The following is a 15020-nucleotide window of genomic DNA, read 5'->3' as shown; positions in this document are numbered from 1 at the left end:
TTAAGGTTTATATAAACATAACGGCTCCCTTAGGAGCCGTTATGTTATTCAAATATTATACCAATTACTTCACTTCTACCCCAGCAGCCTGTAGGTCGGCGTGGTAAGAAGAACGCACTAAAGGGCCTGAAGCGGCTTGAGTAAAGCCCATTTTGTCGGCTTCGCGCTTAAACATGGCGAATTCTTCGGGGGTAACATAGCGTTTCACTGCTAAGTGGTGGCGGCTAGGTTGTAAGTACTGGCCAATAGTGAGCATATCGACGTTATGGCGGCGTAAATCGGCCATGACCTCTAATATTTCTTCGTTCGTTTCCCCTAAGCCAACCATTAAACCCGACTTTGTGCGTACGTCGGGGCGGCGCTCTTTGTACTTTTTAAGTAAGTCGAGTGACCATTGGTAACTGGCACCAGGGCGGGCAGCACGGTATAAACGCGGCGCAGTTTCCAGGTTGTGGTTAAATACATCAGGCGCTTCCGCTTCAAGAATATCTAGTGCAACGTCCATGCGGCCACGGAAGTCGGGTACTAATACTTCTACTTTAATGTCTGGTGTACGGGCGCGAATTTCACGAATACAGTCGGCAAAGTGCTGTGCTCCACCGTCGCGTAAATCATCCCGGTCAACGGAAGTAACCACCACATAATTTACGCCCATATCGGCAATGGTTTCGCCTAGCTTAATGGCTTCATTAGGATCAACGGGTAACGGCCGCCCATGAGCCACATTGCAGAAGGGGCAACGGCGGGTACAAATGGCGCCAAGAATCATAAAAGTAGCGGTGCCATGGTTAAAACACTCGGGTAAATTGGGGCAAGAGGCTTCTTCACATACAGAATGTAAACCGTGTTTACGCATAGCTTTCTTAATATGATCAATGCGCTCGGTATTGGCTGGTAAGCGTACCTTCAGCCATTCGGGCTTACGTAACATGTCTGCCCGCTCAGTAGGTACCACTTGTATAGGAATAAGTGCCATTTTGTCTGCGTCGCGGAGCTTTACTCCTGGTTCTATTCTAACTGGCTTGGACATAATTGTTTGCTAATCCCGTTGCTGTTGCCACTTCTGCATAGTGCATGTTAGCGGCGAAGTGTTTGGTAATTAATGAAGCAGCCTCTGCAACGGTTTTAGGACCGTTGTGATCAGCTGTTTGCGTCATAACCATGCCCGCGTAACCACAAGGGTTAATACGCAGAAATGGGCTTAAATCCATATTTACGTTTAAGGCTAAACCGTGGAATGAACACCCACGGCGTATGCGTAAACCTAATGAGCATACTTTTTGTTCGCCAATGTATACCCCTGGGGCGTCGGGCCGAGGTGCCGATTCAACACCATATTCAGCTAAACTTGCTACAACAGTGTTTTCAATCGCATTGACTAAACCACGCACACCAATTTTTTTCCGCCGAATGTTAACCAAAAAATAAGCTACCAATTGGCCGGGGCCATGGTAAGTAACCTGGCCACCGCGGTCGACAGGCACCACCGGAATATTGCCCGGCGCAAGTAAATGCTCTGCTTTGCCCGCTTGGCCTTGGGTAAATACGGGCGGATGTTCTACCACCCATAGCTCGTCGGCAGTTTGTTCGCTGCGCTGATCGGTAAAGGCCTGCATAGCTTCCCACACAGGTACATAGTCAGCACAGCCAAGTTGGCGAATAATTAATTTTTCCATGGGTTAATTATACTCTTTCAATAACAGAACAACACCCGGCCGTTTGTAAGGGCATTACAGTACGCGTCGTACACCTTCAATTGCGGCTAAACTTTTATAAAGGGTTTCGATATGCTCTTTGCTTTCAACGCGTACACAAATACTTACAGAGTGATAGGTACCTTTTGTTGAAGCACGTGTGGTTGGGGCATAATCGCCAGGTGCGTGTTGCTGCACTACTTGCACAACTTCGTCAGGTAGTGTGGGCCGAGCCGTAGCAACTATTTTATAAGTAAAGTCACAGGGAAACTCGAGATACTGGTCGAATTTAGTGTCCATTAGCGGTGCTCTTTTACGATTTGATGTGTTACATGGGGTCGGTTTGAACGAAATAGTTCAGCCAGCTGCTGTGTTATCGGCCCTGTTTTACCATTGTTAATTGGCTGGTCACCAATAAAGCCAACGGGCTGAATTTCACGAGTGGAGCTCGACAAAAAACATTCGTCGGCGTCCATTAACTCTTGAATTGAGAAAGCGTCTTCCTGTACTTCAATAGCGGCTTCTTCGGCTAAGGTAAGAATCCAGTCTCGAGTAATACCCGCTAAAATAAGTTGATCTGCCGGGGGGGTATACAGCACGTTATTTTTAACAATAAAGTAATTGCAGCTAGCCCCTTCAGTAATACGACCAGCCCGATGTAAAATAGGCTCGAAGGCGCCAAGCTTATCTGCTTCACGCTTTAGCATAATATTACCCAGCAAGCTGACACTTTTAATGTCACAGCGTAACCAGCGAATATCTTCCATTAGCTCAACCCGTACTGGCTCCGACGTGGCAGTAGGTGGTGCCCAATGGCTGGCAGTGGCCATAACTGTAGGTTCAATTTCTGTACTTGGTAAGTGTTGGCGTGGAAATTCAGCGCCACGGGTTACTTGAATGTAAACCACCGCGTTGGCGTCGGTTAAGGACTCGGCTAAGGTTTGGCAAATACTTAGCCATTGATCACGGGGGTAAGGGTTGCTAATGCCAACTTCACCTAATGAACGGTCTAAGCGGTCTAGATGGTCATTAAATAATAAGGCGTGGCCCGCATAAAAAGGCACTACCTCGTAAACACCATCGGCAAACAGAAAGCCCCGATCAAAAACTGATATAACCGCCTCTTCAGGTCGGTACCATTGGCCGTTTATAAATACATGGCTCATTCGTCGCTAAATCTCTGTTTAAGGCTGTCTATAATGCGTTTTATAAATCCACCGCGTTCGACTGCATGTAGGCTTACCAAAGGGAAACTGGCAATGTCTTCGCCTTGCAGAGTTAAATAAACCGTGCCTATAACTTCGCCTTGGGCAAGCGGAGCTTCAAGGGGGCGATCGAGAACGAAGTTAGCTTCTAAATGTTGGCGCTGATCACGAGGTAAAGTCACTACCACAGCGTCTTTTACGCCAAGTTGAATGTCGTCGCGGCTGCCGCCCCAAATTCGTTGGGTAACAAAGCTTTCACCCGCTTCATAGGCGGTAATCGTTTCGTAATAACGAAAACCATAATTCAATAGTTTCTTCGACTCAGTAGCCCGCGAGCGTTCGCTGTCTGCACCCATTACCACGGTAATTAAGCGCGTGTCTTGATCGGTAGCAGAGGTAATTAAGCTGTAACCAGATTCTGCCGTATGGCCGGTTTTAACGCCATCAACGTTTAAGCTGCGGTCCCAAAGTAACGAGTTGCGGTTATATTGCCGAATGTCGTTGTAGGTAAATTCGCGCTCGCTGTGCAGGGCATAAGCGTCGGGTAGTTCACGAATAAGTGCTTGGGTAAGTAATGCCATATCATACGAAGTAGTTACTTGTTCTGGCGCAGGTAAACCATGGGGGTTGGTAAAAAAGGTATTGGTCATACCCAGACGTTGAGCGTGAGTATTCATTAAGTCGGCAAAAGCGTCTTCACTACCGGCAATGTGCTCGGCCATGGCAACAGAAGCGTCGTTACCCGATGACACCACAATACCCCGTTGCAAGTCGGCTACTTTCACTTGCTTACCAACTTCAATAAACATTAACGACGAGCCAGGGAAATTTCGTGCCCAAGCCCGTTCACTTACGGTTACTTCATCGTCAAGGCTAATACTGCCGCGCTCTAACTCTTTACCAATAATAAAATTGGTCATAATTTTGGTTAAGCTGGCTGGCCCGTGTTGGTCGTGCTCGCCACTAGATGCAATAATTTGGCCCGTTGTGTAGTCCATCAGCACATAACTACGTGCATTAATGGTAGGGGAAGGGGGAACAATGGCAGCTGCGGTAAAAGAAAAAAGGCCGACCGCAAGGGTGCTGACACTAAGTAAAGACTTTCGACGTATATTGTTCATCTGTCGGAGAACTCTCTTCATAGTTAATGTGTGTTAACAAGCTCAAAAATGCACTTATTTTGCCGCCGATTATAGCAGAAAATTAGTGTACTTCGGTACTTTCTGAACCACTGGTTAGGCGGTTGGTCGTAATAGGTATTACTTCTTGCACCCGAAATACGCCTTGGTAGCCGTTTTCTTGCAGGGTGTCTAACCAACGTGCTGCTTCAAGCTCTGTAAATGGGCCTACTAATATACGGTGTAGACCTTCACGTTCAACAAGGGTTGCAGTTAAAGCATAAATATCATGTAAACGGCTACTTAACTGAACTGCATTGTCGCGGTTTGCGGTGGCGGCCACTTGAACAAAAAGTTGCGCTGTAGCTTTGGTCGTGGCGCTTTCGCTAACTTGCGGGGTAGTTGTTACAGTTTGTCCGAGATCTTTCAATGGCGGGGTAACTACGTCAATACGCACGTTAGCAGTACCCGTTGCGGTTACCCCAAGTTTATAGGCTGCTGCGTACGACAAGTCGATAATACGACCTGGATGAAAGGGCCCGCGGTCGTTTACTCGAACAATAGCTTCGCGGCCATTGTCTAAATTAGTTACTTTTACATAAATAGGTAAGGGTAATGACTTATGTGCCGCGGTCATATTAAACATATCGAAATATTCGCCATTTGAAGTTAAATGGCCATGGAACTTTTGTCCATACCACGAAGCTATGCCTTGTTCAGAATAGCCTTGCACGTTTTCAACAATGTTATATTGCTTGCCAAATAGGCTGTACGCTCGGTTTCCCTGGCGGCTAAAAGGCTCGTTACGCGGGATTGGATCAGCTAATTCTGCTGCTGTAGGTAAACGTTGCGGCGCAGTGTCTTGGGCCATTTTATAGCGGCTACTAGGGGTTTGGCTGCAACCATTCAAAAGGCCAATAAGCGCTATTAAACACAGAAGCTTCTTCATTATTAGAAACCTTGTGCGCCACGGCGTAACTGCTCAGACAGTTGAAAAACCACCATGGCATAAAGCGGGCTATGGTTATAGCGGGTAATAGTATAAAAGTTAGGCAGCGCCACCCAATAAGAGGCGTTGGCCGCCGGCTCGTCGAATTTAAACAAGCGCGCTTTGGTGTTTCGCTCTGCTTCGGTGGTGAAATGAATTCCGGCGTCTAATAACTCGCCAACTGTATGCGTAAGTTGCTGTCCACGGTTAGAAACGAAGTTGTCTACATTGGTGTCACGGCTTACCCAAGCGGGTGCTGCAATAGGTTGGCCTGCTTGCCAGCGGTGTTTGGCAAAGTAGTTTGCCACGCTACCTATGGCGTCGACGGGATTGGTAAGTAAGTCACGTTGGCCGTCACCGTCAAAGTCAACAGCATAGGCGCGATAACTAGAAGAAATAAATTGGCCAAAGCCCATAGCTCCAGCATACGAGCCTAATAATTCAGTGGCGGGTAGTTTCTCTTCATGTACCAAGGCAAGGAAATGGCCTAATTCGCTACGAAAGAATGTTTCCCGTGGTGGGTAGTGAAAGGCAAGGGTGTACAAAGCGTCGAGCACTTTATGTCGACCCAAGTATCCACCGTAAAAGGTTTCAACGCCAATAATAGCCACAATAATCTGTGCAGGAACACCATATTCTCGCTCGGCCCGTTCTAGCGTAGTTTGGTGTTCACGCCAAAACTTTAACCCGGCTTCTAGGCGCCGCTCAGTTAAAAATATAGGGTAATATTCAAACCACGGTTTTGCTTCCCAAGGTGTAGATATTGCTGTTAGTACGTCGTCGCTTAGCTTTGCATGTTGCAAAATTGCTATTGCATCGGCTTTATTAATATTGTGCTGGCTTTGTAGCTGTTGAAAAAACGCCCTATGTTGAGCCGAGTTAAACTGGGTGTCGGCAGCATAGGTGTTCGGTGCCAGTATAGGCTGAACTAAGCATAATAAACTCAACAGGGTAACCAGCGTGCGCTTCATAATATAAAATCCTTATTGACTCATAACTAAACGTCGGTGGGTAGCAATAGCCATTAAAATACCAAAGCCCGCCATCATGGTAACCATTGAAGTGCCGCCGTAGCTAATTAACGGTAGGGGCACGCCCACAACAGGCAAAAGCCCAGACACCATACCAATATTAACTAAAACATAAATAAAGAAAGTTAACGTTATGCTACCGCCAAGTAAGCGTGAATACATGTTTTGTGCACGCACAGAAATTAGTAACCCGCGAACAATAATAAAGCCGTATAAAGTAAGCAGGGCAACCACTCCCATTAACCCGAATTCTTCACTAAATACTGAGAATATAAAGTCTGTATGGCGCTCAGGTAAAAACTCTAGTTGCGACTGGGTTCCCTGCAACCAGCCTTTCCCTTCAATACCGCCTGAACCAATGGCTATTTTCGACTGAATAATATGATAGCCAGCGCCTAATGGGTCACGCTCAGGGTTTAAAAAAGTTAACACCCGGTTACGCTGGTAGCTATGTAAACCAAAAAACCATAATACCGGCAGGCTGCTTGCCACCATTAATATGCCTGCCGTAACTACACGCCAGCTCATGCCCGCTAAAAAAAGCACAAACACCCCAGACGAGGCCACTAGAATGGCGGTGCCTAGGTCGGGCTGTAAAAAAATAAGCATGGTGGGTATGAGTGTTAGTAGCATGCCCATAGCCACCTGCCACACCCTAATAGGGCTAGCGCCACGGCAACAGTACCAGGCAAGCATAAAAGGTACGGCAAGTTTTAGTAGTTCCGAGGGTTGAATACGAGTGATGCCTAGATCGAGCCAGCGCTGAGCGCCTTTGCCAGAAACACCTAGAACTAATACCGCCACTAATAAAGCAATGCCAATAACGTACAGGAAAACCGACCAACCCTTGTAATGCATTGGGTTTATTTGCGCAATAATGAACAACACGACAAAAGACACGGCAATGCGGGTTGCTTGCGCCCAAACCAACTCAAGCTCTTGGCCGCCAGCACTGTAAATAACAAATAAACTGGTAACACATAGGGCAACCAAGGCTAAAAATAGCAGCCCGTCGATATGTAAGCGTGCTAGCCATGGGTGCCTGTCGCGCTCTTCAGTTGTTTGCATCGGTTACCTCCGTATGGGCCGTGCCAGGAGCTGCAGCAGGTAGTTGTTCTTCTTGAGAGTTTATAAATGAGCGTGGGGCGTTATTTTCTCGCAGCGAAGAAAAGTAGCTGTCCATTAACACACGGGCAATAGGCGCTGCATTTCGGCCTCCACCACCAACGTTTTCGATGGCAATTGCAATAATTATTTCTGGCTGTTCAACGGGGGCAAAACCAATGTAAGTAGCGTTATCTCGTAGGCGCTCGGCCACGTCTTCATTTTTTATGCGATTGTCGTCGGCGTCAACGGAGAGTTCAGCAACTTGAGCGGTACCAGTTTTACTGGCCGCCGTATAGCTAGCGTCTTTAAACGAGTTATGCGCGGTACCATGAATATTTGTTATAACCTGAGCCATAGCCGACTGAATAGTAGCCCAGTGGCGTGGGTTGTTTATTTCTAGTGCGGGCCGCTCTTGTATAGGGTTAAATACAATTCCCTGTTCATGATTAGTCGCCCGTAATAAACGCGGAACATATTTACGTCCGTTGGTTGCCAACAGTTGGGTGGTGGTGGCTAATTGCATAGGCGTTACGGTCCAATAACTTTGCCCAATACCAACCGAAACAGTTTCGCCCGCATACCAAGCTTCACCATAACGGCCCCGTTTCCAGTCACGCGAAGGCAATAAGGCAGAATTTTCTTCATGAATATCGATACCGGTACGCTCACCAAAACCCATTTTGCTCATAAACTCTGAAATACGATCAATGCCGAGCTTCAAGGCTAGGTCGTAATAATAAGTGTTACAAGACTCAATAATAGCCTTGTCAATATTTACCCAGCCGTGGCCATAGGTTCGCCAGTCGCGGAAGCGGCGTTCAACACCTTCAATTTCAAACCAGCCGGGGTCCCAAACACGGGTTTCTCGGGTTACTATTCCGTCTACTAAGCCGAGCAAGCCCAAGTGTGGCTTAATAGTAGAAGCGGGAGGGTAACGGCCTTGTGTCGCTCGGTTAATTAGCGGGTTGTCAGGGTTCTCTAACAGCGACCGATAGCGAGCAGACGAAATACCACTAACAAACCAGTTAGGGTCGTAGCTAGGCGCCGAAGTAAATGCTAAAACGCCGCCTGTTTGAGCGTCGAGCATGATAATAGCCCCGCGGCGACCTTCTAGTTGCTCGTAAGCAAGGCGTTGTAATTCTAAATCAAGTTCTAAATAAATATCATGGCCGGGCTTTGGCGGGTTAAATTCGAGGGTACGAACCACACGGCCGCGGTTATTTACTTCAACGGTTTGATAGCCAACTTGGCCATGCAAAGTGTCTTCGTAATAACGTTCAATGCCAAGTTTGCCAATGGTGCGGGTGGCGGCGTAATTAGCGTAAGAGTCATTTTCTCGGAGCCGTTCTACGTCTTTACGGTTAATGCGGCCCACATAGCCAATAGCGTGGGTAAACAACTCGGCGTGAGGGTAATGCCGTTGCAAACGTGCTTCAACAGAAATGCCCGGGTAACGATGCTGATTCACGGAAAATCGGGCAACTTGTTGCTCAGTTAAATTGTCGGTAAAAGGAATTTGTGGAAAGCGTCTGCTTTGGCGTAGGGAATTAAAAAACTGGTCGACTAACTCTTCGGGTAAGTTAAGTAGCTCTACCACTTCTTCAAGGGTTGCGCGAAGCGTAGGGATTTCTTCTGGAATAACTTCCAAACTGTAAACGGGGGTGTTTTCAGCAAGTAATTCGCCATGACGGTCCATAATTAAACCGCGGTTTGGTGCTACGGGTAACACCATAATGCGATTGCTATTTGAGCGGGTTTGAAACTCTTTAAAGCTGGTTACTTGTAAGCGATACAAGTTAATTAGAAGAATAAGAAAAATTAACCCAACCAACACAATTGAAGTAACGGCACGCCGGAAAAACAATTGCGATTCAGCTTGATGGTTTCGTATAGCAACGCGCTTTGTTCTCATTGTTATTCGCGATGGTAAGGATGATTAGTTAATAAGCTCCAAGCTCTAAATAAAGCTTCGGCCATGACAATACGCACCAAAGGGTGTGGCAATGTAAGCGCCGACAAGGACCACTTTTCTTCGCTGGCATTAATACAGGCTTGTGAAAGGCCTTCAGGGCCGCCAATTAAAAAAGCCACGTCGCGGCCATCATGTTGCCAAGCTTCCATTCGCTGCGCTAACTTATGGGTGCTCCAAGGCTTACCGGTTACTTCTAGGGTAATAATACGTGCCGAGCGGGCTACAGCACTTAACATTTGCTCGCCTTCCTTGTCGGTTAAGCGCTGAATGTCAGCATTTTTACCACGCTTACCGGCAGCAATTTCAATTAGCTCTAGGCTCATGTCGGCGGGTAGCCGTTTACTGTACTCTTGAAAACCAGCGGTTACCCAAGCTGGCATTTTTTGGCCAACGGCAATCATTTGTAACCGCATAAGTGGTGTTTAGCCCCATAGTTTTTCAAGTTGGTAGAACTCACGAATGTCGTCTTGCATGACATGGAGAATAACATCACCAAAGTCTACCAAAACCCACTCGCCGTCTTTTTCTCCTTCGGTGCCTAGTGCCGCATGCCCTGCTTTTTTGGCTTCTAAGGCAACATGTCCGGCAATACTTCGAACGTGAGTTGTTGAAGTGCCAGAGCAAATAATTAAAAAGTCGGTAATGTCAGATTTTTTTTGTACATCGATAACACGTATATCACGTGCTTTTAAGTTGTCTGCTTTATCTAAAATAAAGTCGCGAAGTGCTTCAGCCTGCAATGCTTTAATTCCTAATAAGTTAATATGAGCTTAAGTTTACCACGAGTTCCCAACGAGGGCAGCTACCGATAAAGGTTATGACTCAGAATATAAGAGAAAGTTTCCGCAAACAGTAATGGTGGCAGGGGGTCACCGGGTTGCCAGTGTTTTATTAGCTGGCGTAATTCAGTTGCAGAAATGTTGGTTTCAGTAACAGCTGGAAAATGAATGTTGGTTTGTTCGGCTAGCCAGTGCTGAACGCTTGCAGCAGCCTGTGTAGCATTGTAGCCAGGCCGTGGCAAAACAACTAAGTCAGCAAATTGGTTTAAATGCTGCCAATTTAGCCATTGGTGCAAAGTTACCCAGCTGTCCATACCCATGACAAAATAAAGTTTATGGTTTGGGTAGGCGGTACGAAAATAGTCTAGCGTGCGCTTAGTGCGAGAAGGTTTGCCTTGGCTAATTTCCCAGTCGTTCACTATTAAGCGGTGGTCTTGTTTAGCCGCTAATTGTAACATGGCTAAACGTTGCTCGTCGCTTGCTTTAGGCTGTTCCCGGTGCGGTGGTAAGCAGCTGGGTAGTAAGTGAATTTGTTGCCAGTGAAAGGTGTCTGCTAACTCCAAAAGCGGGTTAATATGGCCCTGATGAACAGGATCAAAAGTGCCACCGAGAAACGCCAACGCAGGTTTAGATAAAGTCATAACACGCCGTTGAATGGGCAAATGGAATAAGTGCTTGCGCTTGGTCAGGGCGCAGCAAGGCAACCCCAAAGTGGGCGAAAAGCACCATCACGTCGTCGCCAGAGCCCCGTTTAATGGCTAACTCGGCACGCTCAACCAAAGTAACCAGCTGATGATTCAACGGTAACGTGTAACGTTGGGCAAGTGCCTCGTAGGCGCTTTGTTGCTGCGCCCAAATACGCTCACTATTAAATATAGCTCGAGGTGACTCTCGGCGCCCAATGCACTGGGCTAACTGGTCTAGCACCTGCTGCATTTTACTTAAGGTCCATAAAATTAATACCGGCTCTTCACCGGTTTCTGCCAGGCGCTCAAGGCAATGCAAGTAACGACTTAAATTACCTTCTAATAAAGTGTCCCGTAGTGTGAAAATGTCGTAACGGCTTTGATCAGAAGACGCCGCGCTAAGTTCATCAGCTGGCCACGGCAAAGTGCGATCGGGCTGTTGCAACGCTAACTTCATGAGCTCTTGCTCTAGGGCAAGTAAATTACCTTCATACCACTGGGCTAGCACTAAGGTTGCATCGCGCTCTAGCTTTACTTGGTGATGTTGTGCCCGCGTATTAATATAATTTGGTAAGCGGTCTTTATCGGGCGTATATACGGGAATAAATGCGCCATGCTGCTCGAGCGACTTAAACCACTTAGTATTTTGAGTGGTTTTATTTACATGCTTACCGCTTATAACAAGCAGTTGGTCGGGCGATTGTTGGGTAATAAATTGGCGCAAGGCTTCACCACCTTCACGGCCTGGTGCCGCCTCAGGCATGTAAAGCTCAATCAGCTGCTGCGACGAAAAAAGTGATTGTGTTTGACCTTCATTAATTAAGTCTTGCCAACTAAAGTCTTTGTCTTGCACGAACTGAATACGCTCTTCAAACCCACGCTGTTTTGCAGCTTGGCGAATTAGATCGAGGTGTTGCTGGCGCAAAAAAGGGTCGTCGCCGAAAACCAAATAACAAGGCGCTAGCTGCTTTCCTGTTAAGTGTTGTGCTAATTGTTCGGCCCTAACTTGCATGCAGCTTAATTCCTTAAATATTGATTCATAAGAATAAGAGTGCGGCGTACAGCGTCGTTACGCATTTCACTGATAACTAATTCAAACTCGCGAGTTTTAGCTAAGGCAAAATTGGGGTCGTCTTGGTAGTCGCGGGTAAGCTGAATAACTTGCTGTGAAACACGGCCTGAACTATCGGTAAAGGTAACCGGTAGGGTATAAATAAATTCGTATTCAGCAACTTGGCCCGAGGGCAACAGCGACAAAGTTCGACGATCAAGCTTGTCTTCGCCAATTTCAATTATTGGTATGTCTATAGCGTAGTTCACTACCGCTATTCCACGCAGTTCTAAAGCGTTGTGTAAAGCGGCAGCTACGTCACTACGTTTAGGCGCATTAATGGCAACTTCAGTTAAGTTGGGTGGTACCTGAAAGTCGCCGCGAATATGAAAGCCACAGCCTGCTAATAACAACAAAGCGACACCGGTTGCTAGTAACCGTGTCGCTTGTTGGTAAGTGTTTGTCAGCACTTTGCTCGCTAACATTTTAATTGGCAACAATGCTAAGTAGCTTGCCAGGCACATAAATTATTTTCCGAATCGTTTTGCCATCGGTGAAACTGGTAACAGAACTTTGTTCGAAAGCTAATTTCTCTAAGTCGGCCTGAACAATGTCAGCAGCAACTGTTAAGCGGGCGCGTACCTTGCCATTTACTTGTACAACAATAAGCTTTTCGTCTTCCACTAAAGCTGTTTCGTCTAACGTTGGCCAAGCTTCAAAGTTAATGTCGCTGTCGTGGCCTAATGCTAACCATAGTTTTTCCCCAATATGTGGAGTGATAGGGAACAGCATTAAAGTAATAGCATCGAGAGCTTCTTGCATAACTGCTTGGTCTTGCTCGCTTGCCACAGAGGCCTTTTGTAGGTGGTTACTTAGCTCCATAATGGCTGCTATAGCCGTATTAAAGTGCTGGCGACGGCCCATATCGTCAGAAACTTTGGCGATGGTACGGTGCACTTCGCGGCGTAAGGCTTTTTGTTCGCTATTCAAGCTGGCAACATTAAGCGTGCTATTGCCGGCATGGTCTTGAAACTCATACACTAGGCGCCACAAACGACGTAAGAACCGATGCGCACCCTCAACGCCTGAATCAGACCATTCCAGTGTAAGCTCAGGTGGGGCAGCAAACATCATAAATAAGCGTACGGTGTCGGCGCCGTATTTATCTACCATTACTTGTGGGTCGATGCCGTTATTTTTTGACTTCGACATTTTGCTAATACCCGCATGCACAACTGGCTTGCCGTCGGTTTTAAGGAAAGCTTTGGTAATGCCACCTTTATCGTTGCGTTCGTAGTTAATGTCGAGAGGTGAGAACCATTCTTTGGCCCCGCGCTCGTCTTCACGATAAAAGCTGTCGGCTAACACCATGCCTTGGCAAAGTAGTTTTTTATAGGGTTCGTCAGAACTTACCAAACCGGCATCGCGTAGTAACTTGTGGAAAAAGCGCGAATATAGCAAGTGCATGATTGCGTGCTCAATGCCACCAATGTATTGGTCTACAGGCAGCCAGTAGTTGGCTTGCTCAGGGTTTAACATGCCGTTTTCATAACGAGGTGAACAGTAGCGCGCGTAATACCACGACGATTCCATAAAGGTGTCGAAAGTATCGGTTTCATGTTCAGCTGGTTGGCCATTCCAAGTGGCTTCACGCCATTCAGTGTCGGTTTTGAGCGGTGAGGTAATACCGTTCATTACCACATTTTCAGGTAACCGCACTGGTAATTGGTCGTCAGGCACAGGTACTGAATCGCCATTCGGCAAGTTCAGCATCGGAATAGGAGCGCCCCAGTAACGTTGGCGAGATACACCCCAGTCGCGTAGGCGGTAGTTTACTTGGCGTTCACCAACTTCCATGTGCTCAAGTTTGTCGGCAATAGCATGAAAACCAGCTTCGGTGTCTAAACCGTTAAATTCAGCTGAATTTACCAATCGGCCAGCTTCAACAAAGGCACTTGCGGTAAAGTCATGCTCGCCTTCTATTGGCTCAATTACTTGCGTAATAGGTAAGCCATAGGCGTGAGCAAACTCCCAGTCGCGTTGGTCATGGGCAGGAACCGCCATAACCGCACCAGTGCCGTAATGCATGAGCACAAAGTTAGCGACCCAAATAGGAATGCTTTCACCCGTAAGTGGGTGAACAGCAGTTAGGCCGGTAGCTACACCTACCTTGTCCATGGTAGCAAGATCCGCTTCAGCAACCTTTTGCTGTTTACAATTTTTAATAAACTCGGCTACTGCTGGGTTATTTTCTGCAGCGCGAAGGGCCAGCGGGTGTTGTGCAGCAACGGCCATGTAAGTAACACCATAAAAAGTGTCTGGCCTGGTTGTGTATACATCTACTTTTTCGTCAGTGCCGGTTACTTGGAAGCTAATTTCAATACCTTCCGAGCGGCCTATCCAGTTGCGCTGCATGGTTTTAACTTGTTCAGGCCAACCGTCTAGCTGGTCTAAATCATTTAGTAGTTCTTCAGCATAGTCGGTAATGCGAATAAACCATTGCGGAATTTCTTTTTGCTCAACCAGTGCGCCCGAACGCCAACCACGGCCGTCGATAACCTGTTCGTTCGCTAGTACTGTTTGGTCGATAGGGTCCCAGTTTACGGTAGAGTTCTTTTTGTAAACTAAGCCTTTTTCGTATAAACGAGTGAAAAACCATTGTTCCCAGCGATAATATTCAGGGTGGCAAGTGGCAATTTCACGATGCCAGTCATAGCCAAAACCAAGAGCTTTAAGCTGGGTACGCATGTCGTCAATGTTTTTGTAAGTCCATTTGGCGGGCGCGGTTTTATTTTGTATGGCCGCATTTTCAGCAGGCAAGCCAAAGGCGTCCCAACCAATAGGGTGTAAAACGTTTTTACCTTGCAAACGCTGGTAACGAGAAACAACGTCGGAAAGAGTATAGTTACGTACATGCCCCATATGCAGCTTACCGCTTGGGTAAGGGAACATAGATAAACAGTAAAACTTTTCTTTGTTAGGGTCTTCGGTAACATTAAATGTTTGTTCTTTTTCCCAACGTGCTTGGGCTTCAGCCTCAATTACGTTGGGCTGGTAATTCTCTTCAATCTTTTTTGTCATCGACATACAACCTGTAGGTGCCGGTATAAAGTTAACTTTTTACAGTTCGCTTAAGATAAGTTGATTGCTAACAGCAATACGAGTGCGATAACAATACCAGCGAAGCCAAAGAAAGCGTACTCAACGCGCTCTTCGCCTTTAGCTGCTTTAGTTTGGCCTTCAACAGTTACCGGGAATAATGTCATTATAATGCTTGCAATACCCAAGCCAGCTGCTGCTGTCATGCCAGTGAAAAGTATAGCGTGAAATAGGTTGATCATCAGTTGGTTCCCTTATCCAAGAAATTAATATGAAAGTTACTGTTAGTT

16 protein-coding genes are annotated in these 15020 nt (G+C 46.7%); all 16 read right to left on the bottom strand.

Going from position 1 to position 15020, the window contains the following annotated elements:
- Nucleotides 1–64 precede the first annotated feature (64 nt).
- Complete coding sequence (gene lipA / locus M1L23_RS10055) at nucleotides 65–1030, bottom strand: lipoyl synthase (protein WP_252627236.1); 966 nt, start codon at nucleotides 1028–1030, stop codon at nucleotides 65–67.
- A complete protein-coding gene (gene lipB, locus M1L23_RS10050) occupies nucleotides 1014–1676 on the bottom strand; it encodes a lipoyl(octanoyl) transferase LipB (RefSeq protein WP_252627235.1) in 663 nt (220 codons plus the stop codon). Before lipB ends, lipA begins: the two co-directional genes overlap by 17 nt.
- 54 nt (nucleotides 1677–1730) lie before the next feature.
- On the bottom strand, nucleotides 1731–1994 hold the full coding sequence (ybeD, locus tag M1L23_RS10045) for a DUF493 family protein YbeD (protein WP_252627234.1): 264 nt from the start codon (nucleotides 1992–1994) through the stop codon (nucleotides 1731–1733).
- Nucleotides 1994–2860: a D-amino acid aminotransferase gene (locus tag M1L23_RS10040; protein ID WP_252627233.1), complete on the bottom strand. Its 867-nt coding sequence runs from the start codon at nucleotides 2858–2860 to the stop codon at nucleotides 1994–1996. The genes ybeD and M1L23_RS10040 overlap by 1 nt, the downstream gene beginning before the upstream one ends.
- On the bottom strand, nucleotides 2857–4020 hold the full coding sequence (locus M1L23_RS10035; protein ID WP_252627232.1) for a serine hydrolase: 1164 nt from the start codon (nucleotides 4018–4020) through the stop codon (nucleotides 2857–2859). Before M1L23_RS10035 ends, M1L23_RS10040 begins: the two co-directional genes overlap by 4 nt.
- Before the next feature lie 82 nt (nucleotides 4021–4102).
- Nucleotides 4103–4966: a septal ring lytic transglycosylase RlpA family protein gene (locus tag M1L23_RS10030; protein WP_252627231.1), complete on the bottom strand. Its 864-nt coding sequence runs from the start codon at nucleotides 4964–4966 to the stop codon at nucleotides 4103–4105.
- Nucleotides 4967–4968: 2 nt separating this feature from the next.
- Nucleotides 4969–5976 (bottom strand): lytic murein transglycosylase B, encoded by a 1008-nt coding sequence (gene mltB, locus M1L23_RS10025; protein WP_252627230.1) that lies wholly within the window; start codon nucleotides 5974–5976, stop codon nucleotides 4969–4971.
- A gap of 12 nt (nucleotides 5977–5988) precedes the next feature.
- Nucleotides 5989–7104, bottom strand: coding sequence for a rod shape-determining protein RodA (gene rodA / locus M1L23_RS10020; RefSeq protein WP_252627229.1), 1116 nt, complete (start codon nucleotides 7102–7104; stop codon nucleotides 5989–5991).
- Nucleotides 7091–9055 (bottom strand): penicillin-binding protein 2, encoded by a 1965-nt coding sequence (mrdA, locus tag M1L23_RS10015; protein ID WP_252627228.1) that lies wholly within the window; start codon nucleotides 9053–9055, stop codon nucleotides 7091–7093. The genes rodA and mrdA overlap by 14 nt, the downstream gene beginning before the upstream one ends.
- A 2-nt stretch (nucleotides 9056–9057) precedes the next feature.
- A complete protein-coding gene (gene rlmH, locus M1L23_RS10010) occupies nucleotides 9058–9528 on the bottom strand; it encodes a 23S rRNA (pseudouridine(1915)-N(3))-methyltransferase RlmH (RefSeq protein WP_252627227.1) in 471 nt (156 codons plus the stop codon).
- Nucleotides 9529–9537: 9 nt separating this feature from the next.
- Nucleotides 9538–9855, bottom strand: coding sequence for a ribosome silencing factor (rsfS, locus tag M1L23_RS10005; protein WP_252627226.1), 318 nt, complete (start codon nucleotides 9853–9855; stop codon nucleotides 9538–9540).
- 62 nt (nucleotides 9856–9917) lie between these two features.
- Complete coding sequence (gene nadD, locus M1L23_RS10000) at nucleotides 9918–10535, bottom strand: nicotinate (nicotinamide) nucleotide adenylyltransferase (RefSeq protein WP_252627225.1); 618 nt, start codon at nucleotides 10533–10535, stop codon at nucleotides 9918–9920.
- A complete protein-coding gene (gene holA, locus M1L23_RS09995) occupies nucleotides 10522–11592 on the bottom strand; it encodes a DNA polymerase III subunit delta (RefSeq protein WP_252627224.1) in 1071 nt (356 codons plus the stop codon). The genes nadD and holA overlap by 14 nt, the downstream gene beginning before the upstream one ends.
- 5 nt (nucleotides 11593–11597) lie before the next feature.
- Nucleotides 11598–12101 carry an LPS-assembly lipoprotein LptE gene (locus tag M1L23_RS09990; protein ID WP_252627223.1) on the bottom strand — a complete coding sequence of 168 codons (504 nt, stop codon included), beginning with the start codon at nucleotides 12099–12101 and terminating at the stop codon, nucleotides 11598–11600.
- A 16-nt stretch (nucleotides 12102–12117) separates the two neighbouring features.
- Nucleotides 12118–14700, bottom strand: coding sequence for a leucine--tRNA ligase (gene leuS / locus M1L23_RS09985; RefSeq protein WP_252627263.1), 2583 nt, complete (start codon nucleotides 14698–14700; stop codon nucleotides 12118–12120).
- A 62-nt stretch (nucleotides 14701–14762) separates the two neighbouring features.
- Nucleotides 14763–14972 (bottom strand): hypothetical protein, encoded by a 210-nt coding sequence (locus M1L23_RS09980; RefSeq protein ID WP_252627222.1) that lies wholly within the window; start codon nucleotides 14970–14972, stop codon nucleotides 14763–14765.
- Nucleotides 14973–15020: the final 48 nt, after the last annotated feature.

It is taken from the genome of Aliidiomarina quisquiliarum (assembly GCF_023922585.1).
GTDB classification, from domain to species: domain Bacteria; phylum Pseudomonadota; class Gammaproteobacteria; order Enterobacterales; family Alteromonadaceae; genus Aliidiomarina; species Aliidiomarina quisquiliarum.
The sequence above is the reverse complement of the archived record's forward strand: the minus strand, read 5'-3'. Positions and strand labels throughout refer to the sequence as shown.